General features: G+C 72.6%; 18 protein-coding genes. 14 read left to right on the top strand and 4 right to left on the bottom strand.

Going from position 1 to position 21,585, the window contains the following annotated elements; translation table 11 throughout:
* Positions 1-14 precede the first annotated feature (14 nt).
* Entirely contained in the window at positions 15-2,276 is a 2,262-nt protein-coding gene (locus ACIBZJ_RS03940) for a putative bifunctional diguanylate cyclase/phosphodiesterase (RefSeq protein ID WP_395925176.1), read from the bottom strand.
* Positions 2,277-2,517: 241 nt separating this feature from the next.
* On the opposite strand from ACIBZJ_RS03940, the gene ACIBZJ_RS03935 reads away from it, so the two are divergent.
* The gene (locus ACIBZJ_RS03935; protein WP_395925174.1) at positions 2,518-3,663 is read left to right on the top strand and encodes a cellulase family glycosylhydrolase; all 1,146 of its coding nucleotides are present in this window, start codon (positions 2,518-2,520) and stop codon (positions 3,661-3,663) included.
* Positions 3,664-3,910: 247 nt separating this feature from the next.
* On the top strand, positions 3,911-4,390 hold the full coding sequence (locus tag ACIBZJ_RS03930; protein WP_395925172.1) for a Pycsar system effector family protein: 480 nt from the start codon (positions 3,911-3,913) through the stop codon (positions 4,388-4,390).
* 277 nt (positions 4,391-4,667) lie between these two features.
* Here the strand turns inward: ACIBZJ_RS03930 and arr are convergent, their stop codons facing one another.
* On the bottom strand, positions 4,668-5,120 hold the full coding sequence (gene arr, locus ACIBZJ_RS03925) for an NAD(+)--rifampin ADP-ribosyltransferase (RefSeq protein ID WP_395925170.1): 453 nt from the start codon (positions 5,118-5,120) through the stop codon (positions 4,668-4,670).
* Positions 5,121-5,251: 131 nt separating this feature from the next.
* Here arr and ACIBZJ_RS03920 point away from each other — a divergent pair, with 131 nt between their 5' ends.
* Together ACIBZJ_RS03920 and ACIBZJ_RS03915 are read left to right on the top strand one after the other, a co-directional pair.
* On the top strand, positions 5,252-5,917 hold the full coding sequence (locus ACIBZJ_RS03920) for an ankyrin repeat domain-containing protein (protein ID WP_395925168.1): 666 nt from the start codon (positions 5,252-5,254) through the stop codon (positions 5,915-5,917).
* 50 nt (positions 5,918-5,967) lie between these two features.
* On the top strand, positions 5,968-7,185 hold the full coding sequence (locus ACIBZJ_RS03915) for an MFS transporter (protein ID WP_395925166.1): 1,218 nt from the start codon (positions 5,968-5,970) through the stop codon (positions 7,183-7,185).
* 1 nt (position 7,186) lies between these two features.
* Here ACIBZJ_RS03915 and ACIBZJ_RS03910 read toward each other — a convergent pair whose 3' ends face one another.
* A complete protein-coding gene (locus ACIBZJ_RS03910; RefSeq protein WP_395925164.1) occupies positions 7,187-7,504 on the bottom strand; it encodes an ArsR/SmtB family transcription factor in 318 nt (105 codons plus the stop codon).
* Between the two features lie 60 nt (positions 7,505-7,564).
* On the opposite strand from ACIBZJ_RS03910, the gene ACIBZJ_RS03905 reads away from it, so the two are divergent.
* The 5 genes from ACIBZJ_RS03905 (at position 7,565) to ACIBZJ_RS03885 (ending at position 12,362) form a co-directional block, all read left to right on the top strand.
* Positions 7,565-8,869, top strand: a complete 1,305-nt coding sequence (locus ACIBZJ_RS03905; protein ID WP_395925162.1) for an MFS transporter — start codon at positions 7,565-7,567, stop codon at positions 8,867-8,869.
* Complete coding sequence (locus ACIBZJ_RS03900) at positions 8,862-9,815, top strand: GlxA family transcriptional regulator (RefSeq protein WP_395925160.1); 954 nt, start codon at positions 8,862-8,864, stop codon at positions 9,813-9,815. The genes ACIBZJ_RS03905 and ACIBZJ_RS03900 overlap by 8 nt, the downstream gene beginning before the upstream one ends.
* Before the next feature lie 69 nt (positions 9,816-9,884).
* The gene (gene gap, locus ACIBZJ_RS03895; protein WP_395925158.1) at positions 9,885-10,883 is read left to right on the top strand and encodes a type I glyceraldehyde-3-phosphate dehydrogenase; all 999 of its coding nucleotides are present in this window, start codon (positions 9,885-9,887) and stop codon (positions 10,881-10,883) included.
* Positions 10,884-11,035: 152 nt separating this feature from the next.
* Positions 11,036-11,875 (top strand): hypothetical protein, encoded by an 840-nt coding sequence (locus ACIBZJ_RS03890; RefSeq protein WP_395925156.1) that lies wholly within the window; start codon positions 11,036-11,038, stop codon positions 11,873-11,875.
* Positions 11,876-11,984: 109 nt separating this feature from the next.
* A complete protein-coding gene (locus ACIBZJ_RS03885; RefSeq protein ID WP_395925154.1) occupies positions 11,985-12,362 on the top strand; it encodes a peptidoglycan-binding protein in 378 nt (125 codons plus the stop codon).
* Here ACIBZJ_RS03885 and ACIBZJ_RS03880 read toward each other — a convergent pair.
* The gene (locus ACIBZJ_RS03880) at positions 12,359-13,918 is read right to left on the bottom strand and encodes an APC family permease (protein WP_395925152.1); all 1,560 of its coding nucleotides are present in this window, start codon (positions 13,916-13,918) and stop codon (positions 12,359-12,361) included. The genes ACIBZJ_RS03885 and ACIBZJ_RS03880 overlap by 4 nt on opposite strands.
* A 144-nt stretch (positions 13,919-14,062) precedes the next feature.
* On the opposite strand from ACIBZJ_RS03880, the gene ACIBZJ_RS03875 reads away from it, so the two are divergent.
* From ACIBZJ_RS03875 to ACIBZJ_RS03855, 5 genes are all read left to right on the top strand, one after another.
* The gene (locus ACIBZJ_RS03875) at positions 14,063-14,734 is read left to right on the top strand and encodes a helix-turn-helix domain-containing protein (protein WP_395925150.1); all 672 of its coding nucleotides are present in this window, start codon (positions 14,063-14,065) and stop codon (positions 14,732-14,734) included.
* Between the two features lie 127 nt (positions 14,735-14,861).
* Complete coding sequence (locus tag ACIBZJ_RS03870; RefSeq protein ID WP_395925148.1) at positions 14,862-15,683, top strand: urea amidolyase associated protein UAAP1; 822 nt, start codon at positions 14,862-14,864, stop codon at positions 15,681-15,683.
* The gene (locus ACIBZJ_RS03865) at positions 15,680-16,303 is read left to right on the top strand and encodes an urea amidolyase associated protein UAAP2 (RefSeq protein ID WP_395925145.1); all 624 of its coding nucleotides are present in this window, start codon (positions 15,680-15,682) and stop codon (positions 16,301-16,303) included. The genes ACIBZJ_RS03870 and ACIBZJ_RS03865 overlap by 4 nt, the downstream gene beginning before the upstream one ends.
* On the top strand, positions 16,300-19,842 hold the full coding sequence (gene uca / locus ACIBZJ_RS03860; RefSeq protein ID WP_395925143.1) for an urea carboxylase: 3,543 nt from the start codon (positions 16,300-16,302) through the stop codon (positions 19,840-19,842). The genes ACIBZJ_RS03865 and uca overlap by 4 nt, the downstream gene beginning before the upstream one ends.
* Complete coding sequence (locus ACIBZJ_RS03855; protein WP_395925141.1) at positions 19,839-21,551, top strand: allophanate hydrolase; 1,713 nt, start codon at positions 19,839-19,841, stop codon at positions 21,549-21,551. Before uca ends, ACIBZJ_RS03855 begins: the two co-directional genes overlap by 4 nt.
* Positions 21,552-21,585 lie beyond the last annotated feature (34 nt).

Below are 21,585 nucleotides of genomic sequence, written 5' to 3'. Positions count from 1 at the left end.
GGCACCGGCGGGCCCTACGACGGCGCCGCGATCGGCTTGCGGGCGAAGCGCGGTTCGAGGTCGGCGGCAGGCATCGGGCGTCCGTACAGGTATCCCTGGCCGAGCCGGTAGCCGGCCCCACGCAGCCAGGCCGCCTGCTCCGCGGTCTCGATGCCCTCGGCAACGGCCTCGAGACCGAAATCGTCGGCGAACCCGATGAGGTTCCGCGCGATGATCGCGCCCGCGCTCCCGGCGGTGGGACCGCTGACGAAGGACTTGTCGACCTTCAACAGGTCGACCGGGCAGTCGATGAGCAGGCTGAGCGACGAGTGCCCGGTGCCGTAGTCGTCGAGGGCGACCCGGAGCCCGAGGCGCTTCAGCTCGTGGAGCTGCGCAACCGCGACGTCGGTGGTGAACACCGCGGACTCGGTGACCTCGAGCACCAGGCGGGCCGCGTCGGCGCCGGTCGCGCGCAGGATCGCGTCGACACGGCCGACAAAATCCGGTTCGGCCAGTTGCCGGGCCGAGACGTTGACGCTGATCTTGGCCGGGGCGTCCTCGCCGAAGCGGCGCTGCCAGGCGGCGGCCTGCCGGAAGGCCTGCCCCAGCACCCAGAACCCCAGCTCGACGATCGTCCCGTTGCGTTCGGCGAGCGGCACGAAGACGTCCGGGCAGACCTCGCCGCGTACCGGGTGCCGCCACCGGACCAGCGCCTCGGCCCCGACGGTCGCCTCGGTCGCGAGATCGACGATCGGCTGGAACAGTACGAGGAGCTCGCCGTCCGCGACCGCCGTGCGCAGGTCGGCGGAGAGCGCGGCGCTCTCCTCGGCCGCCCGGTCGAGTGCCTCGTCGAACCAGTGTCTTCGGTCGCCACCGGCGGCCTTCGCCGCGTACATCGCGACGTCGGCCCGGCGCAGCAGCTCGCCCGGGTCGTCGCCGTCCCGGCTGGTCGCGAGACCGATGCTGGTGCGGGTGACGACGGTCTGGCCGGACAGCCGGGCGGTCTCCCGCATCGCGACGAGGATCCGCTCGACCAGGTCCTCCACGTCGGCGTCGGCCGGCACCGCGATCGCGAACTCGTCGCCGCCGAGGCGGGCCACCAGGCCGAGGTCGCCGGCGACGACGGTCAGCCGGCCGCTGATGACGCCGAGCAGCGCGTCGCCGACACCGTGGCCGAGCCGGTCGTTGACGTCCTTGAAGTCGTCGATGTCGAGCAGGACCAGGTGGAACGAGCGCCGCTCGGCCAGCAGCGCGCGGAGGTGCCGGTCGAGCAGTGCCCGGTTGGCGATTCCGGTGAGGGCGTCGTGCGTGGCCTGATGGTCCACGGTGGCCAGCAGCCGGTTGTTGTCGTTCAGCGCGAGCACCTGCCGGACGACGACCACCGAGGTGAGCGCCACCGCGACGAGCTCCAGGATCGCGGTCTCGGTCCGATCGGCGGTGCCGGTGGCCAGCAGCAGGCACTCGGCGACGGCCACCGCGAGGTAGGGGATCACGCTGACCCGGCGCGAGGGCACCGCCGACGTCCCGGTGGCGCGCCGCTGACGCACGGCCGCGAGATGGCAGCTGAACGCGGCCACCGGCACCGCGACCATGCTGGTCGAGAGGTACGGACGCGAGATCAGGAACGGCGAGAGCGAACCGACCGCCGCGCTGATCGCGCAACCGGCGGCCAGCACGTAGATCGCGCGCCGGTCGAGGCCACCGATGCCGGCGAACGCCACCTTGACGAACGTCGCGATCGACAGCACCGCGAGCCCGGTCATCGCCAGCATGGCCCCGGACGAACCGGTCTGGGTGATCCACCGCTCGTGGTTGCGGAGCGAGAGGTGCCAGAGCAGCGCGGCGACCGTGATCAGCACCATGCAGGCGTCGAGTCCGAACCGGATCCAGTCGCTGCGGCTGCGCTGCCACGGGGGCAGCCGCAGCAGCGCCCACAGGACGACGGCGAGCACGGACACGTAGAGGATGAGCGTCAGCGGGCCGATGCGCTGCGACGGGGTCGGCGGACCCAGCGCGTCCGCGATGTTGGACACGGTGGCGGCGACGAGCAGTCCGCAGGCGAGCGCCAGGTAGCCCCAGAAGCGCCGGATCACCGGATCGAGCGCCGGGAGGCGGGTGACCTGCCAGCAGGCGTGCCCGGCCAGCACCACGCCGACCGGCAGCGACACCCACCCGCCGACCGGATGCGCCCACGGGTGGGCGAGGCCGAGCGTCAGCCAGACGACGTTGATCAGGACGAGGGTGCCGGACACGCGCAGGGGCCAGCGTCCGCCGCGCGGATGCTCGACGTCGGGCACGGTCGCCTCCTGTGCCGTCGGCGGTCCACGTGACGCTAGTGCACGCCCGGTGATCGCGGGGGCCGAAGTGCCGACGTGGCGCGCCGAGACCCGACGGGCCGGTGCGCCACCTCGCCGGTGACCGTCCATTCCCGGGGATGCCGCTCGCAACCGTCGCGCTCCCGTACGGCTCGTCGTCGCGCACCGGACGGTGCCGATCGGACTCCCGGTAGCAACCCGAGGTACTGGAGAGAAGCCCACCGTGAACCGTCGCTCACTGCTCAAGGCCGCAGCCGTCGCGGCTCCCGTCGTGGCCGGTATCACCACTCTGCTGGGCGACCCGGCCGCGGCCGCCGCCGTCGTGCCGAACGCCGCGCCGCCGGTCGTCGGCGCCCAGTTCCACGGAACCTGGGAGATGTACTGGAACGGGACGTCGCCGAACGCGATGTTCACCAAGCACCTCGACACGCTCGTGTCGCAGGGCGTCCAGATGATCCGTACCGACGTCGGCTGGTCGTCGGGCCAGCCGACGAGCGCCGCGCCGGACGCGAACCAGTGGTACCACAAGCGCCTGACCGCGGTGATCGACGCGGTGCGGGCCCGCGGGATGCAGATCTTCCTCACCGTGCACCAGTCACCGGCGTGGTCCCGGCCCGGCACCGGCAGCGAGGTCAAGCAGTACCCGGCCGACCCGAACGCGATCAAGCCCTGGCTGACGTTCCTGGCCGGCACCTACGGTTCGAAGCTCGCCGCGATCGAGGTCTGGAACGAGCCGAACCTGTCGGAGTTCTGCGGCATCGGCGACGCCTACCAACGCGCGGTCAAGTACGTGCCGATCCTGAAGGCGTCCTACGCGGCGATCAAGGCCGGGCGGGCGTCGCTGCCGGTGATCTTCGCCGGCCCGAGCCAGACCGACGACGGGTTCATCAAGGACTGCTACGACCTGGGCGCCAAGGGCTACTTCGACATCATGGGCGTCCACCCCTACCAGGGCAACCAGACCAAGCCGCCGGAGTCCACGGACATCACCGGCAAGGCCCGGATGACGAACATGCCGGCGATCATCAACCTGATGGCCGCCCGCGGCGACGGCGCGAAGCCGATCTGGTGGACCGAGTTCGGGTTCAGCGTCCACTCCAACGAGGGCATCCCCGCCAACCAGGTCTGGCTGTTCGGCGTGCCCGACGACGCCACGGCCGCGTCCTACCTCTCCCGGTCGTTCCACCTGGCCTGGCAGCAGTGGCCGCAGGTGAAACTGGCGGTGGTGTACTGCGCGTACAAGACGCCGTCGGACAGCTACGGCCACCAGTACGGCTTCCGGATGATCGAGCCCGACGGCACGGCCAAGGCTCAGCTCAAGGCCCTGGGTGACCTCCGTCGTCAGTTCGGGTCCCGGCAGAAGCTCTGACCGGGGTTCCCTCAGCCGCCCGGGCGATCGCGCTCCACCACGCCGTCCGCAGGCTGTCGCGCCGCCGAACCCGCGCACCGAAAGTTCGCTGACTGATCTGCCGCTGTGCGCATTTCTGGGCAGAACTTCGACCGCGAGTCTCCGACCCTGGTCCTGTGAGCCCCAGCGCTGCCGACCAGAGGAGCCGATCCGTGCCCACGTTGACGTCCGGTCCGGCAACCGACGAACTCGATCAGGAAATCGGGCGATGACCCTCCCTTCCGACGACGGTGCTCGCGCCGAGTTGATTCGGGCCGCCGAGGACGTGCGCGCGGAACTCGCTCGGGTGGACTCGAAGATCAATACGCTCGCGACCGTCGCGGGGCTGCTCCTCACCGCCGCGACGGCGCTGCTGGCTTCGGGCCGGATCGCCGCCGGGATCGCCGATCTGCTGGTGTGGGCCGGGATGGCGGGTCTCGGCGGCTCACTGCTCCTGCTGCTCCGGGCGATCCGGCCCAGCCTGCGTCCCGACCCGGCGGCATTCACCGCGCTCGCGGCCCTCGGCGAGACCGCGATCGTGGCCGCGGTCAGCCCGGCCGGGTTCGCCACCGGCGCGCTCGTCCGGCACCTGCGGCTTCTCGCCGTGCTGGCCCGGACCAAGTACCGCTGGGTGCGCTGGGCGGTCGACCTGCTGATCGCCGGCACGCTGACGATCGGCGCGGCCGTGGCGCTGGGGGTGCTCCTCTAGCTCCACCGCCCGTCCGCGGGCGTCCACCACTCGTTCGTAGGCCAGGCGGGTGGTGTGCTCGGCCAGCCGGGCTCGCGTCACCAGGCGGTCGGCGGCCTGTCTTCGCAGCTCCGTGCGGCACCGGGCGGCAAGCACGGCGCGGTGCAGTGCCGCCGCCCGGGCCAGGATCGTCGTCGTCTCGGCTGCCATCGTTCTCTGAACGGGCCTCCGCGCCCGGTTCGCAACCGGACGCGTCCGCTCCGACCGTCGGCCGCGCCGGAGATCCGGCCGCGGGGGATCAGTCTTCGATGACGTCGAGGCCTTGCGCGCGGAGACGGGCGAGGCCGTCGAGCATGGTCTTCAGCGCCTCGGGGGAGTGCTCCTGCCACTCGTCGAGCTCGCGGACCACGCGCAGCGGGTGGCGGGTGCGGTAGGACCGGGTCGGGTTGCCCGGGAAGCGCTTGTTGGTGACGTTGGGGTCGTCCTCGAACGGACCCAGCGGTTCGACGAGGTAGATGTGCCCCCGCGTGGTTTCGCCGCCCAGCGCGCTGGCGAGCTGGGCGCCCCAGGCGGCGGTTTCCACCAGCGTGGTGAAGTAGATGTTGTTCGAGACCCGGCCGTCCTGGAAGTTCGAGGTGAAGCCGGGAACGAGTTCGGTGCCTTCGGCCAGTGCGGCTTTGGTCCCGTGGTAGAACGGGCCTTCGATCTGGGCGTACCGGGCGTAAGTGACCGGGATATCGGCATCGGGCATCGACCCATCTTAGGGTGCGAACCCGGACTGCTACCCGTGCTCCCACCCCGGGGAGGGCTCCGGTGGTGAAAGATCGACCGACGAGCAGCGCTCGCGCTGCGCGCCTTCCTCGCCTCGGAGTAGGGGGAGCGATGGAACCGGTCCATCGGGCGGTGCTCGCGGACGACGCCGCCGGGATCGCCGTGCTCGCCGACGCGGTCTCGGACCGTGTGGAGCACGACTTCTTGGTACCCGAGGTGGGGCACGCGCTCTATCGCGGAGACACCCCGCTGCACCTCGCGGCGGCGGGACTGCGGTACGAGGCGGCCCGGGCGTTGCTGGCTCTCGGGGCGTCGGCCGACGCGGTCAACCGCCGCGGCGCGACGTCGTTGCACTACGCCTGCGATCCGCGACCGTCCTCGCCGGTGTGGCATCCGGATGCTCAGCGGCGGGTCGTCCGCGTGCTGGTCGACGCCGGAGCCGTGGTCGACCGGCCGGATCGCGGCGGGGTGACCGCGCTGCACCGGGCGGTGCGGGCGCGGAGCCCGGCAGCGGTGGCGGCACTGCTCGCGGCCGGTGCCGATCCGCGGGCCGCGACCTCGGCGGGCGGGTCGACCGCGTTGCACCTGGCGGTCGCGGGCTCCGGCGCGAGCGGCACCGCGGACACCGGCGGGTTCCGGCTCGAGATCGTCGAGATGCTGCTGGCCGCGGGCGCGAGCCTGTCCGACGTCGACCGGCGCGGCGTCGCGGTCGCCGACCGGGTCCGTAGCCCGGGCCTGCGGAACGCGCTGGTCGCCAGGGGACACTGGCCTCGATGACGCGTCAGCGCCCCGACATCGCTGCCGGCCCGGTCGGCCCGGCGCTGTAGATGATCCGTACCCGGGCGAACCGTGCGTTCGCCGGCTACCTCGCGGCCTGGACGAGTTCCGCGCTGGGCGACGGGCTGCGGGCGACCGCGCTGCCCCTGCTGGCGGCGAGCCTGGCCGCCGGGCCGCGGGGCGTGGCGGTCGTCGCCGCGGCCGGTGGCTTGCCCTGGCTGGTGTTCGGGCTGGTGGCCGGCGTCCTGCTGGACCGCTGGCCGCGGCTGGCGGCCATGGTCGCCACCCAGTTGACCAGAGCGGTGACGCTCGGAGCGCTCGCCGTCCTGGTCGCGCTGGACCTCGTCGGCATCCCGGTGCTGGTGGTCGTGGCGTTCGTGCTCGGCACCTGCGAGGTCGTGTTCGACATCGCCGCGCACAGCGCCCTTCCGTCGATCGTGCCGAGGGAACAGTTGCAGCGGGCGAACTCGCGGCTGCTGTTCGGGGAGATCTCGATGGCCGAGCTGGCCGGTCCGCTGATCGGCGGGGTGCTGTTCGCGGTGGCCGCCGTCCTCGTGACGGCGGTCACCGCGGCCGCGTTCCTGCTGGCGTTCGGGCTGCTCGGGCTCACGGTTCGGGCGCCCTCGGCGCGCCCGGGGACCGCGTCCGAGCGGGCTTCGATCCGGCTGGACCTGCTCGCCGGTGGCCGGTGGTTCTTCCGGGCGCCGACGGTCCGGGCGATCTCGCTCTTGTCGGTCGCGTTGAACCTGGCCGGGGGCGGTTTCCTGGCCGTCCTCGTGGTGCTGGCGAAGGAGCGGCTCGGCGCCGGTGCGATCGGTTACGGGGTGCTGGTCGCGGTGGGGTCGGTGGGCGGCCTGGTGGCGAGCGCGGTCGCCGACCGGCTGTCCGGCGCCGGGCAGCGCCGCGCGATCTGCCTGCTCGCCGGTCCGGTGATCGCGGTCGCGTTCGCGGCCGTCGGCGCGTTCCCGAACTGGCCGGTCACCGCGGCCGGGCTGACGATCTGGGGTGCGGCGGCCACGCTGTTGAACATCGTCGCGCTCTCGTACCGGCAGGCGGCGGTGCCCGACGAGATGCTCGGACGGGTGACCGCCGTGCACCGGTTCCTGGTCTGGGGCGCCCTGCCGCTCGGCGCGCTGGGGGCTGGGTTCCTCGCCGAGTACGCGGGGGTGACCGCGGTCGCCCCGGCGGCGGCCGGCGTCGTCGCGATCGGAGTTCTGGCGGTCTGGCGCACGCTCAGCCGCGCGCCCCGGGAGCAGTTCGCGCTCTGAGTCAGCCGCGGCCCAGGACGGCGTCCAGCAGGCCGGGGAAGCGGTCTTCCAGGTCGCCCCGGCGGATCGTGATGACGCGGGCCCGGCCGTCGACGACGGTACGGGTCAGCCCGGCTTCGCGCAGCGTGCGGAAGTGGTGCGAGACGGTCGGCGGGGTCAGGCCGAGGCCGGCGCACCAGGTGCTCGCGCTGCAGTCGATCGGCTCCGGGCCGCGGTACATCGCGGTCAGCATCGACCGCCGCGCCGGGTCGGCCAGCGCGCCCAGGATCGCCGTGAGGTCGAGCTCGTCGACGGCCGGTTCCGGGAGCGTGCGCGTCATCTTCACCACCCGCGAATTAAGACTTTGACGCTCATCGAAGTCTAGCCTAGCGTGGAGTTCATGATTCGATCGTCATCGAATTCCGAGCTGACCCTGCGGCTCGCGCTGCTCGCCGTCGGCACGTTCGTCCTCGGGACCGACGGTTTCGTGCTCGCCGGCCTGCTGCCGGACGTCGCCAGGGATCTGGACGTCAGCGTGGCGCAGGCCGGTCAGCTGACCACGGCCTTCGCGATCGCGTACGCGATCGGGTCACCGGTCATCGCGACGGCGACCGGGCGGCTGGACCGGCGGATCGTGCTCGGCGCCGGGATGGCGGTCTTCCTGATCGGGATGGCCGCGCAGGCGGCCGGTCCGAACTATCCGGTCGTGCTGGCCGGGCGGATCCTGTCCGGGCTCGGCGCGGCCGGGTTCCAGGCGAACGCGTTCGCGGTCGCGGGGGTGCTATCGCCGCCGGCGCGGCGGGCCCGGTCCCTCGCCGTGGTGGGTGCGGGGGCGAGCCTGGCGACGGTGGCCGGGGTGCCGTTCGGCGTGCTCGTGGGGCAGCAGATCGGGTGGCGGGCCGCGATGTGGGTGATCGCGGGACTGGCGGCGGTCGCGGCGGTGCTGACCGTGTTCCTGCCTGCGGTGCGGCTGCCGTCGGCGACGCTGGGGGAGCGGTTCCGGCTGCTGGCCACTCCGGCCATGTTGCTGCTGCTCTGCGCGACCGTGCTGCAGTTGGTGCCGCAGTTCGCGGTGCTCAGTTACGTGGCGCCGATCCTGGGCGCGTCGGCCTCGTCGGTGCTGGTAGCGCTGATCGTGTTCGGGGTGGCGTTCTTCGTCGGCAACCGGGTGGTGGGCGCGCTGGCCGATCGGTGGGGCGGCCTGCGGGTGATCGCGCTCGGGCTGAGCGTCAGCGCGGTGTCGATGGTGGTGCTGTGGGCGGTCCGGATGAACCTGGCGGCGGCGATCGTCGCGCTGGTGGGGATCGGGCTGGTCGGGTCGTTCCAGGTGACTCCGCAGCAGACGCGGGTGTTCGCCGCGGGTGGAGCGGCCGCGACCGTGGCGCTGGGGCTGAACGGTTCGATGATCTACGTGGGGAGCGGTGTGGGGGCCGCGCTCGGCGGCGGCGTGGTGGCCTCGGCCGGGGTGGGATGGGTGCCGCTGGTGGCGGCCGCCGTCGCGGTCGTGGCGCTGGTCTTCACCGTGCTCACGGCGCCGGAGCGGCGCCCCGTACCGCCGGAGCGGAGCCCCGTACCGCCGGAGCGGAGCCCCGTACCGCCGGAGCGGCGGCCCGATCGTGCCCCGGCGTCGGACAATACCCGGATGAGGACGACGGAGCAGTTCGGCAACGCGGGTGCCGCCCCCGGCACCCGGCTCGGTGACTGAGCCCGACCGCCGGGTCGCGGTGCTCGTGCTCGAGGGCGCGAAGCCGCTCGACGTCGGCATCCCCGCGCAGGTGTTCACGACCCGGCCGAGCATGCCGTACCAGGTCCGGGTCTGTGGCGTCGAACCCGGCCTGGTGGCCGGCGGTGACGGGCTCTCGTACCACGTCGCCGACGGCCTGGATGCGCTGAGCTGGGCCGACATCGTCTTCATTCCGGGCTACCGGCAGCCCGACCGGGACGAACCGCCGACCGGCGTCCTCGACGCGCTGAGAACGGCGCACGCCCGCGGCGCGCGGCTCGCCGCGATCTCCACCGGCGCGTTCGCGCTCGCCGCGACCGGCCTGCTCGACGGCAGACGCGCGACGACCCACTGGCACTACACCCGTGCGCTGGCCGCGAAATATCCGCGGGTCGACGTCGACGGAAACGTTCTGTTCGTGGACGAGAAGACCGTACTGACCTCAGCCGGAGCCGCCTCGGGGATCGACCTGTGCCTGCACATCCTGCGGAGCGACCTCGGGGTCGCCGCGTCCAACCACGCGGCCCGGCGCCTGGTCTCGGCGCCGTACCGCAGCGGGGGACAGGCGCAGTACGTGCCGAGGTCCGTGCCCGAGCCGCGCGGCGAGCAGTTCGCCGCCACCCGCGAGTGGGCGCTGCACCACCTGGCCGAGCCCCTCACCCTGAAGACCCTCGCCACCCACGCCGCGGTGTCCGCGCGTACGTTCTCGCGGCGGTTCGTCGAGGAGACCGGCTACACGCCGATGCAGTGGGTCATGCGCGCTCGCGTCGACCTGGCCCGTGAGCTGCTCGAACGCTCCGAGCGTGGCGTCGAGCAGGTCGCCGCGGACGTAGGACTCGGTACGGGTGCGAACCTGCGTCTGCACTTCGGGCGGATCCTCGGCACGACCCCGAGCGAGTACCGCCGGACGTTCACGAGGGGCGTGTAGGCGAGATCCTTTCGAACCGTGGCGCTCTCGCCACTGCTGTCCGGGGGTGCCGGCCGCGACGCTGGCGGCATGACGAAAATCGCGATCAACGGATTCGGCCGGATCGGCCGCAACGTGCTCCGGGCGCTGCTGGAGCGCGACAGCGACCTCGACGTCGTCGCCGTGAACGACCTGACCGAACCGGCGGCGCTCGCGCGTCTGCTCGCGTTCGACTCGACCGCGGGCCGGCTCGGCCGGCCGGTGCGGGCCGACGGCGACACCCTCGTTGTCGACGGCCGCCGGATCCGGGTGCTGGCCGAGCGCGACCCGGCCCAGCTGCCCTGGGCCGCGCTGGGCGTCGACGTGGTCCTCGAGGCCACCGGACGGTTCACGTCCGCGAAAGCGGCTCGGGCTCACCTGGACGCCGGAGCCGCGCGGGTTCTGGTGGGCGCGCCCTCGGACGGCGCCGACGTGACGCTGGCCTACGGCGTGAACACCGACGCCTACGACCCGGCCGTCCACACGATCGTGTCGAACGCGTCCTGCACGACGAACGCGCTCGCGCCGCTGGCCCAGGTGCTCGACGATCTGGCCGGCATCGAGCACGGGTTCATGACGACCGTGCACGCCTACACGCAGGAGCAGAACCTGCAGGACGGTCCGCACCGCGACCCGCGACGGGCCCGCGCGGCCGGGATCAACATCGTGCCGACCACGACCGGCGCCGCGAAGGCGATCGGGCTCGTGCTGCCTCGGCTGGAGGGCAAGCTGTCGGGCGACTCGATCCGGGTACCGGTGCCGGTGGGCTCGCTCGTCGAGCTGAACACGGTGGTGCGCGACGACGTCACGCGCGACGAGGTGCTGGACGCCTACCGGGCGGCGGCCGACGGAGCGCTGGCCGGGATCCTGGAGTACTCCGAGGACGCGCTGGTGTCGTCCGACATCACCGGCAACCCGGCCTCGTCGATCTTCGACTCCGCGCTGACCCGGGTCGACGGCAGGCACGTCAAGGTGGTGGCCTGGTACGACAACGAGTGGGGCTTCAGCAACCGGGTCGTCGACACGCTGGGACTCCTGGCCGGCGCCTGAGCGGCGGAGATGCCCGCGTCCGCGGGTCGGCAGCCGATCGGCAGCGACTCCGCAGCCGATCGGCAGTGGGGTTCGGAAGGCTTCCGCCGTCCTCCTCTCCCCAGGTCGGACGGCGTGAACCGCCGCCGGCCCGCTCCCGAAGTAAGGAAGTCATGTCTCCAGCGTTCATGCCCCGCCTCCGCACGCGGGGCGCCGTCGTCGCGCTCGTGCTCTGCGCCTTCGTGGCCACCGGATGTGGTGCGATCCAGGACGCCGCCGAGGAGGCGGCCACCGCGGCCAAGTCACCGGAGACGCCCCAGGAGAAGCTGCTGGCCTCGGTCCCGACGTCGGACACCGGCCCGTACGCGTTCACCCAGAAGAACACCGGCGCCCCGGACGGCACCCCGGACATCACCGGTGTGGTCAATCCGCCCGGTAAGTCGTCCGAGAGCCGGGCCGTGGTGACCAACGCCGACCCCAAGTTCGTCATGAAGATGGACTTCCGGGTCATCGCCAAAGACTCCTGGCTGCACGTCGCGTTCGAGGACACCGACGACGTCACCGGCCTGCCGTCGCTGCCCGACAAGTGGATGCAGATCGATCCGTCCAAGTTGAAGAACAAGGAGGAATACCCGATCGAGTGGGGCCTCGACAGCGAAGACCCGGCCGGCGTCGAAGTGCTGTTCGGCGCGGTCGTCGACGCGAAGGACGCCGGTCCGGGCGCGTTCAGCGGCACGCTCGATCTGACCAAGTCGCGTGACTCGGAGGCGGTCGACGAGGAGATCATCACCGCGCTCGGCCCGAAGGCGAACGCGGTGCCGTTCACCGCGAAGCTCGACGCCGAGGGGCGGACCTCCGAGGTCGTGCTGCAGGTCCCGGCCAGCGCGAAGAACAAGGCCTACACGTACACGATCACGCTCTCGGACTACGGCACGGCCACCCCGGTGACCACGCCGAAGGACAGCGAGATCGCGGCCACGCCGCCGGGCGCGTACGAGCTGCTCAACGCCTGAGTCACCCGAAATGGCGCAATAACGCGCAAGATTTCCGCAAGACCGATATCGGAGGCTCGTCCCGCCGCGCCGTTCGGCGCGGCGGGAACAGAGCTGGAGTGACACCATCATGCGCAAGCGCATCGCTGTGGCGTTGATCGCCCTCGCCCTGGGTGGCGGAATCGCCGTGCTGCCCGCGAGCCCGGCCGCCGCGGCCTACACCTGCCACTACTCGCGCAACTCGTTCGGGTACTGGCAGGCCGGTTATTACTCCGGCACGACCGTGCAGCCCTCGACGACCGGGGTGTCGTCGTCCGGCATCGAGGCGCAGTGCCTGCTCAAGCACTACGGCTACAACCCCGGCACGATCGACGGGGTGTTCGGGCCGACCTCCCAGGCCGCGGCCCGCAGGTTCCAGAGTGACATGAACAGCGGCTGGGGCTACGACCTGGACGTCGACGGCAAGATCGGCCCGGAGTCCTGGCCCCCGCTGCGGGTTCAGCCCTAGGCGTCTTCGGTGGCCAGGTGGGTGTGCGGGATGTGAGTGAGGTCGATGCGGTGGTGCAGTCGCTTCCCACCGAAGTAGGCGGCTCCCACCGCGACGACCGCTCCCACGAACAGCACCGCGCTGTACTGCAGCAGCCAGTTCCCGCCGGTGGACAGGTCGTAGATCTCCGGCCGCGGCCACATCAGGTTGACGATCATGATCGCCTGGTAGATCACCGCGGCGACGTTCACCGGGATGCCGAAGCGTCCCATCGAGAACAGCGGCTTCCCGTCCTCGTCGTGGCCGGCCGGGAAGTGGTCGGTGTTGCGGTGCTTGATCCGGACGACGAGCAGCGGCAGCGTGACGCCGAGGTAGGCGATGTAGAGCATCGCGATGCAGATGCTGGACAGCGCGGTGAAGATCGTCGTCGAGTTGACGTTGACCGCCAGCGCGATCGCCGCGCCGGCTCCGACCACGATCGACGTGATGACCGGAGTGCCGGTGCGGGGTGAGACCCGGGCCAGCGCCTTCGAGAACGGCAGCGCGCCCTCGCGGGCCATCGAGTACGTCATCCGGGCTCCGGACGTCTGCACCGCGAGCGTGCAGGCGAAGACCGCGACCGCGACGCAGCACAGCAGCAGCCGGCCGAACACGTCGCCGAGCCGCTCGGTGATCACCCACGACAACCCCAGCGACGAGAGGTTCCCGTCGGTGAGGCTCGGCGCCGCCATCAGCGCGCCCAGGATCAGCAGCCCGCCGCCGAGGCCCGACGTGGTCAGTGCACGCAGGATCGTCTTCGGCGTCGTCTTGCGCGGCGAGTGGGTCTCCTCGGCGAGCTCACCGGCCGAGTCGAAGCCCACCATGACGTACGCGGCCATCAGCGACGACGCCAGCCAGGCGAAGAAGTAGTTCCCGGACCCCTCCCAGCCGGTGGTGTGCAGGACGACCGACGGGCCGCGCTCGGACAGCGCGAACAACACTCCGATCAGGATCACCACGCCGACGATCTCGATCGCGACGCCGACGCTGGTCGTCGCGGCCATCTGCCGGATGCCGAGGATGTTCACCAGCGTGGTGATCACGAGCAGGATGATGCCGAGCACGACCGCGTTCTTCGCGCCGGTCTCCGACAGGATCGACGGGTCGGCACCCGAGCCGCCCACGAGCTGGAAGCCCGACCAGATCGCCGGCAGCACGGCCTGGATCGCGATCGCGGCCACCGCCACGGTCAGGATCTGCCCGATGATCATGATCCAGCCGGTGAACCACCCCCAGGACGTCCGGGCCAGCCGGCTCGACCACTGGAAGATCGCGCCCGAAACCGGCCACCGTCCGGCCAGCTCGGCGAAGCACAGCGCGACGAACAACTGGCCGACGAAGACCGCGGGCCAGGCCCAGAAGAACGACGCGCCGCCGAGCAGGAAGCCCAGCCCGAACAGCTGGAACACGGTGGTCAGGATCGAGACGAACGAGAAGCCGGCGGCGAAGGACGCGAACGTGCCGACCCCGCGGTGCAGTTCCTGCTCGTACCCGATCGGGCTTCTGGTCGTCGTAGGCGTGTCCGCGGGTGCGCTCACCACTCCACCTCCGGGTGATTTCTGTCGGGCGACAGTTATTGGCCATGAGAGTGGGGCGGGTGTGTTCCGGGCGAAGTCCCGGTCGGTTAAATCCCGATGACCGGGCCCGCCCCCCGGCCGACGGACCATGGCAGCATCGGCACCGTGAGTAGCAACCGCGCCGGGCGCCCGCGGGCCCGGGGGACGCAGGACCCCGACCGGACGCCCCGCCAGGAGATCCTCGACGCGGCGGCGGCGCTGTTCGGCGAGTCCGGGTTCGCGGCGACCTCCACCCGCGCGATCGCCGACCGGGTCGGCGTCCGGCAGGCCTCGCTGTACTACTACTTCCCCGGCAAGGACGAGATCCTGCTGGAGCTGCTGGAGGCCTCGGTCCGCCCGACGCTGGACCTGGTCGGCGCGATCCGCACCGCCGCGCCGACCGCGGCCGCCGCGCTGTACGCGCTGGCGGTGCGCGACGTCGGCACGTTGCAGGCCGGCCCGCTGGGCGTGGCCACGCTGTACATGGCTCCCGAGGTGCGGACGGCGCCCGCATTCGCGTCGTTCCGTGAGCACCGGGCCCAGCTGCAGGCGATCTACGCCGAGCTCGCCTCCGCGGCCGCCCCGGCCGGGCACCCGGTGGGACCCGACGCGCTCGGCGCGGCCTGCCTGCACGTGGTGGAGATGGTGACGACGCTGCCGCCGCGGCCCGGCCTCGCGGTGGAGATCGCCCATGCGTGTCTGGGCCTGGCCGGCCTCACCGGCCCGGTCGCCGCCGAGGCGGCCACCGCGGGCGCGTCGCTGCTGACCGGGCTCACCCCGGCCACCACCGCGGTCTGACCCGCCGGCGCCGGCCCCGGCGCGTCCAGCGACGTCCGGGGAACGTAGCAATCGGGAAACACCGGCGAAACCCGCGGGCCGCAGGGTGATTTCTGTCAGTCGACAGATATCTCCCTGGGGGCGCCGCATGACCCGCGACACGTCCACTGTGTCCGCCGCCCGTGACGACGCCCGCGCGCAGGGCGGCACCAGCGCCGACTGGATGCCGTACCTGCCCGCCTCGACCTCCCCGTTCGCTCCGCCGGACGTCGAGAAGTCCGCGCTCACCTGGGCCGAGACCGTCGCCCCGGGCGGCTACACGTCGAAGGTCGTCGCCCGCGGCACCCGGATCCGGCTCACCGACGTCACCGGCGACGCCTGCGCGCACGTCCTCCTCCACTCCGCGGTCGCCCCGTGGGAGCGGCTCAACGTCGCCGACACGCAGAAGATCCCGTGGCAGGCCTACCTCGGCGCGGGACACCCGCTGCTCTCCGGCGACGGACGCGTGCTCGCGACGATCGTCGCCGACTCGTCCGCCCGGCACGACGCGTTCTGCGGGACGTCGTCCGACGCCTGGAACGCGCGGAAGTACGGCGACGCCGCACCCGAGGGGCCCAGCCCGTCGGGGCGGGCACTGTTCACGCTGGCGGGGGCCAAGCACGGCCTCGGGCCGCGGGACCTGCCGCCGAGCGTGTCGTTCTTCCAGGGGGTCCGGGTCGAGGAGGACGGAGGCTTCCGCTGGCTGGGGAGCAGCGGCCCGGCAGACGTCGATCTGCTCGCCGAGCTGCCCCTGATCGTCCTGATCGCGAACACCGCCCATCCGCTGGACCCCCGCGAGGCCTTCACCGTCGGCCCGTTGCGCGTGCACGCCTGGAAGGCGACGCCCACCGGCCCGGACCAGGCCGCCACCCCGGAGACCTACCGGGCCTACCTCAACACGGCCGACTACGCGGAGGCGCGAGGGTTATGAACGCGTTGGTCCCCGGCCCGGTCGTGCGCGACGACCACGTCGCGCCCCGGGCGCCCTGGTCCGCGGTCGTGGCCGCCGGGCACGTCCTGACGATCGTCGACGTCGGCGGCAACCAGTCCGCCGACTGCCTGATCTACTCCGACGCCGACCGGTCCGAGCGCTACAGCGTCCCGGACACGCTGACCTGGCAGGGCAACGCCTACGTGCGCGAGGGCACGGTGCTGCGCAGTCAGTTCGGCAACCCGCTGATGACCGTCGTCGGCAACGAGGTCGCCCGGCAGGACACGATCGGCGGCGCCTGCGGGAAGGAGTCGAACACGCTCCGGTACGGCCACCACACCGCGTACCAGCACGGCTGCCGGGAGAACTTCCTAGCCGAAGCCGCCCGCCACGGGCTCGGTGCCCGAGACCTCGTCTCCAACCTCAACTGGTTCATGAACGTCCCGGTCGAGGCCGACGGCACGCTCGGCATCGTCGACGGCATCTCCGGGCCCGGCAAGCGCGTCGCGCTCCGCGCCGACGTCGACGTGCTGGTCATCGTCAGCAACTGCCCGCAGATGAACAACCCCTGCAACGATTTCGACCCCACCCCCCTCCGCATGATCGTGACGGCGCCATGAGCTTCGACACCCTGCTGATCGCGAACCGGGGCGAGATCGCCCGGCGGATCATCTCCTCGGCCCGCGCGCTCGGCCTCACCACGGTGGCCGTCTACTCCGACGCCGACCGGGCCGCGCCGCACGTCCGCGAAGCCGACCTGGCCGTCCGGCTCGGCCCGGCCCCGGCGCGCGACTCCTACCTGCGCACCGACGCGATCCTCGAGGCCGCGGCCACCACCGGCGCGACCGCTCTCCACCCCGGCTACGGGTTCCTCTCCGAGAACGTGGACTTCGCCCGCGCCTGCGAGCGGGCCGGGATCGCGTTCGTCGGACCGACCCCCGAGCAGATCGAGGTCTTCGGCACGAAACACACGGCCCGCCGGTTGGCCGCGCGGGCCGGCGTCCCCCTGATGGCCGGCACCGGTCTGCTGGCGTCGGCCGACGAGGCCGTGACGGCGGCCGGGCAGATCGGGCTGCCGGTCATGGTGAAGGCCACCGGTGGTGGTGGCGGGATCGGTATGCAGGCGTGCGCGACGCTGCCCGAGGTCCGGGCCGCCTACGACCGGGTGGCCCGGCAGGCCGCGGCGGCCTTCGGCAGCGCCGGGGTGTTCCTCGAGCGGCTGGTGCGCCCGGCTCGCCACGTCGAGGTGCAGGTGTTCGGCGACGGATCCGGCCGGGTGGCGGTGCTCGGCGATCGCGACTGCTCGCTCCAGCGGCGCAACCAGAAGGTCATCGAGGAGGCTCCGGCGCCGTCGCTGCCGGACCGGGTCCGGGCCGAGATCGCCGGCTCGGCCGCCTCACTCGCCGCGTCCGTCGGCTACCGGTCGGCCGGCACCGTCGAGTTCGTCTACGACCCGCTCCGGGAGGAGGCCTCGTTCCTCGAGGTCAACACCCGGCTGCAAGTCGAGCATCCGGTGACCGAACTCGCCTACGGCGTCGATCTGGTGGACGCGATGCTGCGCCTCGCCCGGGGCGACGCCCTGGACGAGTTCTTCGCGCGCACCTGGACGCCGACCGGGGTCGCGGTGGAGGCCCGGGTCTACGCCGAGGACCCGGACAAGGGCAACTCACCGTCGACGGGCCTGGTCACGCGCGCGCAGTTCCCGCCGGACGTGCGCGTCGACGCCTGGATCGAAACCGGGCTCGAAGTGACGCCGCACTACGACCCGATGCTCGCGAAGGTCGTCGCGGCCGGTCCCACCCGGGACATCGCGCTGGATCGGCTGCGCACGGCGCTCGGCGCCAGCCGCGTCGACGGGCTCGTCACGAACCTCGGGCTGCTCCGCGCGCTCACCGATGGCGCGCCGCTGCGCGAGGCGACCCACTCGACGTCGACGCTGGACGTCACCGCGGACCCCGAGCCCCGGATCGACGTCCTCGAGCCCGGCGCGCTCACGACCGTGCAAGATCTGCCCGGCCGGCTGGGGCACTGGCAGGTCGGGGTGCCGCCGTCGGGGCCGTTCGACCCGGTGTCGCTGCGGTCGGCGAACCGGGCGGTCGGCAACCCGGAGCGCGCGCCCGGGCTGGAGGTGACCGCGACCGGTCCGACGCTGCGGTTCTCGGTGGAGACGGTCGTCTGTGTCACCGGCGCACCGGCACCGGTGACGCTCGACGGCGCGCCGGTGGGAATGTGGGAGCCGGTTTCCGTGCCCGCCGGAGGGGTGCTGGGCATCGGAACGGCTCCCGGGCCGGGACTGCGCCTGGCCGTGGCCGTGCGCGGGGGGATCGACGTGCCCGACTACCTCGGCAGTGCGTCGACGTTCACCCTCGGCGGCTTCGGCGGGCACGGCGGGCGCGCCCTCCACACCGGCGACGTCCTGCGGATCGGCTCGCTCGCGACCGGTGTCCCCGCGCCGGTGGACGATCGCCCCACCTACACCCACAGCTGGCAGATCGGGGTCACCGAAGGCCCGCACGCGGCGCCTGAGTTCTTCACCCGCGCGGCCCTCGACACGTTCTACGCCACCGGCTACGAGGTCCACCTCAACTCCGCCCGGACCGGCGTCCGACTGATCGGGCCGCGGCCGGAGTGGGCCCGCAGCGACGGTGGCGAAGCCGGGCTGCACCCGTCGAACATCCACGACACGCCCTATGCGGTCGGGGCGATCGACTTCACCGGCGACACCCCGATCATCCTCGGGCCCGACGGTCCGAGCCTCGGCGGTTTCGTCTGCCCGGCCGTCGTCGCCAGCGGAGAGATGTGGAAGGCCGGTCAGCTGCGCCCCGGTGACACCGTCCGCTTCGTCCGGGTGCGTGAAGCCGACGCGACGGCCCCGGCCCTGGTCGGAGCCACCGGCGACGGGGACGACGGGGTGCTGGCCCGGGTCCCGGCGCAGCCGGGACGCCCGTCGGTCACCTACCGCCGGGACGGCGACGACAACCTCCTGATCGAGTACGGCGACCAGGTTCTCGACCTCGGCCTCCGGATGCGGGTGCACGCGCTGATGACCGCGCTGGAGGCGGCCAGGCCCGAGCGGATCATCGACCTCACGCCGGGCATCCGGTCGCTCCAGGTCCACACCCTGGGGCGGGCGAGCCGATTGGTCGGCCTCCTGCGGGAGCTCGACGACTCGCTGCCCGCGGACCTCATCGTGCCGTCCCGCCGGGTGCGGCTGCCGCTGTCCTGGGACGACCCGGCCACCCGGCTGGCGATCGAGCGGTACATGGCCGGGGTCCGGGACGACGCGCCCTGGACACCGTGGAACATCGAGTTCATCCGGCGGATCAACGGTCTGGACTCCGTCGACGACGTGTACCGGACCGTGTTCGACGCGCAGTACCTGGTCCTCGGCCTCGGGGACGTCTACCTGGGCGCCCCGGTCGCGACCCCGCTGGATCCGCGGCACCGGCTCGTCACGACGAAGTACAACCCGGCCCGCACCTGGACGGCGGAGAACTCGGTCGGCATCGGCGGCGCCTACCTGTGCATCTACGGCATGGAGGGGCCGGGCGGCTACCAGTTCGTCGGCCGCACCGTGCAGGTCTGGAACCGGTTCCGGCGCGGCGGCCTGTTCACCGACCGGCCCTGGGCGCTGCGGTTCTTCGACCGCATCGAGTGGTACCCGGTGACGGGGGAGGAACTGCTCGAGCTGCGCGCCGAGACCGACGCCGGGCGCGCCGAGTTCGAGACGTCCGACGGATGGTTCTCCCTCGCGTCGCACCAAGCCTTTCTGGACGCCCACGCCGACTCGATCGCGGCCTTCCGCGAATCCCAGGCGGCGGCGTTCGCGGCCGAGAAGGACCGCTGGCACGCGTCCGGGGAGTTCGACGTCCGGCCGGAACCGGCCCCGGTGGCGGCCGCGGATCCGGTCACCGTCCCGGCGGGAGCGATCGCGGTCACCGCACCGTTCGGCGCGACGGTCTGGCAGGTCTCGGCCCGGCCCGGCGACGCCGTGACCGGCGGGGACCGAATCCTGGCACTGGAAGCGATGAAGATGGAGACACCGGTGACGGCGCCCTCGGACGGCGAGGTCGTGGACATCTACGTGACGCCCGGCGACTCGGTGTCGGCTGGTCAGGTGCTGTTCGCGGTGCGGCTGCGGTCGGAGGTGGCCGCGTGATCGCCGATCGGGTCCGGGCCGCCTATGCGCGGATCGCCGAGGTCGACCGACCGGAAGTGTGGATCGCGTTGCGGCCGGAGGAAGAGGTGCTGGCCGAGGCGGCGTCGATCGATCCGGCCCTGCCGCTGGCCGGCCTGCTGGCCGCGGTGAAGGGCAACATCGACGTCGCCGGGCTGCCGACGACGGCGGCCGCGCCGTCCTACGCCTACACCCCGGCGGCCGATGCGACAGCGGTCGCGCGGCTGCGTGCCGCCGGGGCGCTGATCCTCGGGGTGACCAACCTCGACCAGTTCGCGACCGGCCTGGTCGGCACGCGCAGCCCGTACGGGGCCGTGCGCAACGCGTTCGACCCGGCGCGGATCTCCGGCGGGTCGAGTTCGGGGTCGGCGGTGGCGGTCGCGCTCGGGCTGGTCGACCTGGCGCTCGGCACCGACACCGCAGGCAGCGGCCGGGTACCGGCCGCGCTGCAGGGCCTGGTCGGCGTGAAGCCGACCCGCGGGCTGGTGCCGACCACCGGAGTCGTTCCCGCCTGCCGCAGCCTGGACTGCGTCACGGTGTTCGCCCGCGACCTGCGCCTGGCCCGCCGGACGATCGAGCTGCTCAGCGGGCCGGACGGGATCGATCCGCTGGCCCGTCCGGACGCTCCGGCCCCGCCGGGCTGGCCGGCGCCCGAGGGCACGGCCGCCGGACCGGCGGGAACGCCCCGGCTGGCAATTCCGGCCGCGGAGCACCTCGCCGGGCTCGCCGACGGCTGGGCCTCGGCGTTCGCCGACGTCGTCGGCCGGTTCCGCGCCGCCGGCGTCGAGATCGTCGAGGTGGACGTCACCCCGCTGCTGGACGCGGCGTCGCTTCTCTACCAGGGTGCGTTCGTCGCCGAGCGAACCGCCGCGGTCGGCGACCACATCGCCGCGCACCCCGGCCTCGTCGGCACCGACCTCGACCCGGCCGTCGCCGGAATCATCCTCGGTGGCGCCCGCTTCACCGCCGCCGACGCCTTCCGCGACCGGCAGCGTCTCGACGAACTCGGGGCCGCGGGCCGGGCCGCCCTGGCCGGTGCCACCGCGCTGCTGACCCCGACCACCACCTGGCACCCGACCCTGGCCCAGGTGGCCGAGGACCCGATCGGTGCGAACGCCCGGATGGGTCGCTACACCAACTTCGCGAACCTGCTGGACATGGCCTCACTGGCGGTGCCGGCCGGGATCGTCGACGGCCTCCCGTTCGGGGTCATGCTCACCGGTCCGGCGTTCAGCGACCGGACGCTGGTGGCCCTCGCCCAGGTCCTGGCCGACCCGCCCGTCGACCTGTTCGTCGTCGGCGCCCACCTGTCGGGTCAGCCGCTGAACCACCAGCTGGTCTCGGCCGGCGGTTCCTGCGTCGGCCCGGCCGCGACCACCGCCGACTACCGGCTCTACGCGCTGGACACGATCCCCCCGAAACCCGGCCTGCTGCGCACGGCCGGCGGTTCTTCGATCGCCGGAGAGGTCTGGCGTCTTCCGGCGTCCGGCTTCGGCACGTTCGTCGCCGCGCTCCCGCAGCCGATGACGATCGGCGCGGTGACGCTCGCCGACGGCCGGACCGTCCGTGGCTTCCTGACCGAGGTGATCGCGACGGAGACCGCCCTCGACATCACCGCCTACGGCTCCTGGCCGTCGGCCCAGGCCGCGCGAGTCGGACGGACCTCGGCGAACACCGGTGTGATTGGGTAGCCGCCGTGAACGTGCCACTCCAGGATGACCGGGC

The organism is Cryptosporangium sp. NPDC051539 (genome assembly GCF_044454545.1).
Classification (GTDB): domain Bacteria; phylum Actinomycetota; class Actinomycetes; order Mycobacteriales; family Cryptosporangiaceae; genus Cryptosporangium.
This window is presented reverse-complemented; position numbering and strand designations above follow the sequence as displayed.

What these genes read in the sequence shown, in the direction of transcription:
- ACIBZJ_RS03930 (WP_395925172.1), top strand. Translation starts at nt 3,911, where the DNA reads ATGACCCTCCCTTCCGACGACGGTGCTCGCGCCGAGTTGATTCGGGCC.
- arr (WP_395925170.1), bottom strand. Translation starts at nt 5,120, where the DNA reads ATGCCCGATGCCGATATCCCGGTCACTTACGCCCGGTACGCCCAGATC.
- ACIBZJ_RS03920 (WP_395925168.1), top strand. Translation starts at nt 5,252, where the DNA reads ATGGAACCGGTCCATCGGGCGGTGCTCGCGGACGACGCCGCCGGGATC.
- ACIBZJ_RS03915 (WP_395925166.1), top strand. Translation starts at nt 5,968, where the DNA reads ATGATCCGTACCCGGGCGAACCGTGCGTTCGCCGGCTACCTCGCGGCC.
- ACIBZJ_RS03910 (WP_395925164.1), bottom strand. Translation starts at nt 7,504, where the DNA reads ATGACGCGCACGCTCCCGGAACCGGCCGTCGACGAGCTCGACCTCACG.
- ACIBZJ_RS03905 (WP_395925162.1), top strand. Translation starts at nt 7,565, where the DNA reads ATGATTCGATCGTCATCGAATTCCGAGCTGACCCTGCGGCTCGCGCTG.
- gap (WP_395925158.1), top strand. Translation starts at nt 9,885, where the DNA reads ATGACGAAAATCGCGATCAACGGATTCGGCCGGATCGGCCGCAACGTG.
- ACIBZJ_RS03890 (WP_395925156.1), top strand. Translation starts at nt 11,036, where the DNA reads ATGTCTCCAGCGTTCATGCCCCGCCTCCGCACGCGGGGCGCCGTCGTC.
- ACIBZJ_RS03885 (WP_395925154.1), top strand. Translation starts at nt 11,985, where the DNA reads ATGCGCAAGCGCATCGCTGTGGCGTTGATCGCCCTCGCCCTGGGTGGC.
- ACIBZJ_RS03870 (WP_395925148.1), top strand. Translation starts at nt 14,862, where the DNA reads ATGACCCGCGACACGTCCACTGTGTCCGCCGCCCGTGACGACGCCCGC.
- ACIBZJ_RS03865 (WP_395925145.1), top strand. Translation starts at nt 15,680, where the DNA reads ATGAACGCGTTGGTCCCCGGCCCGGTCGTGCGCGACGACCACGTCGCG.
- uca (WP_395925143.1), top strand. Translation starts at nt 16,300, where the DNA reads ATGAGCTTCGACACCCTGCTGATCGCGAACCGGGGCGAGATCGCCCGG.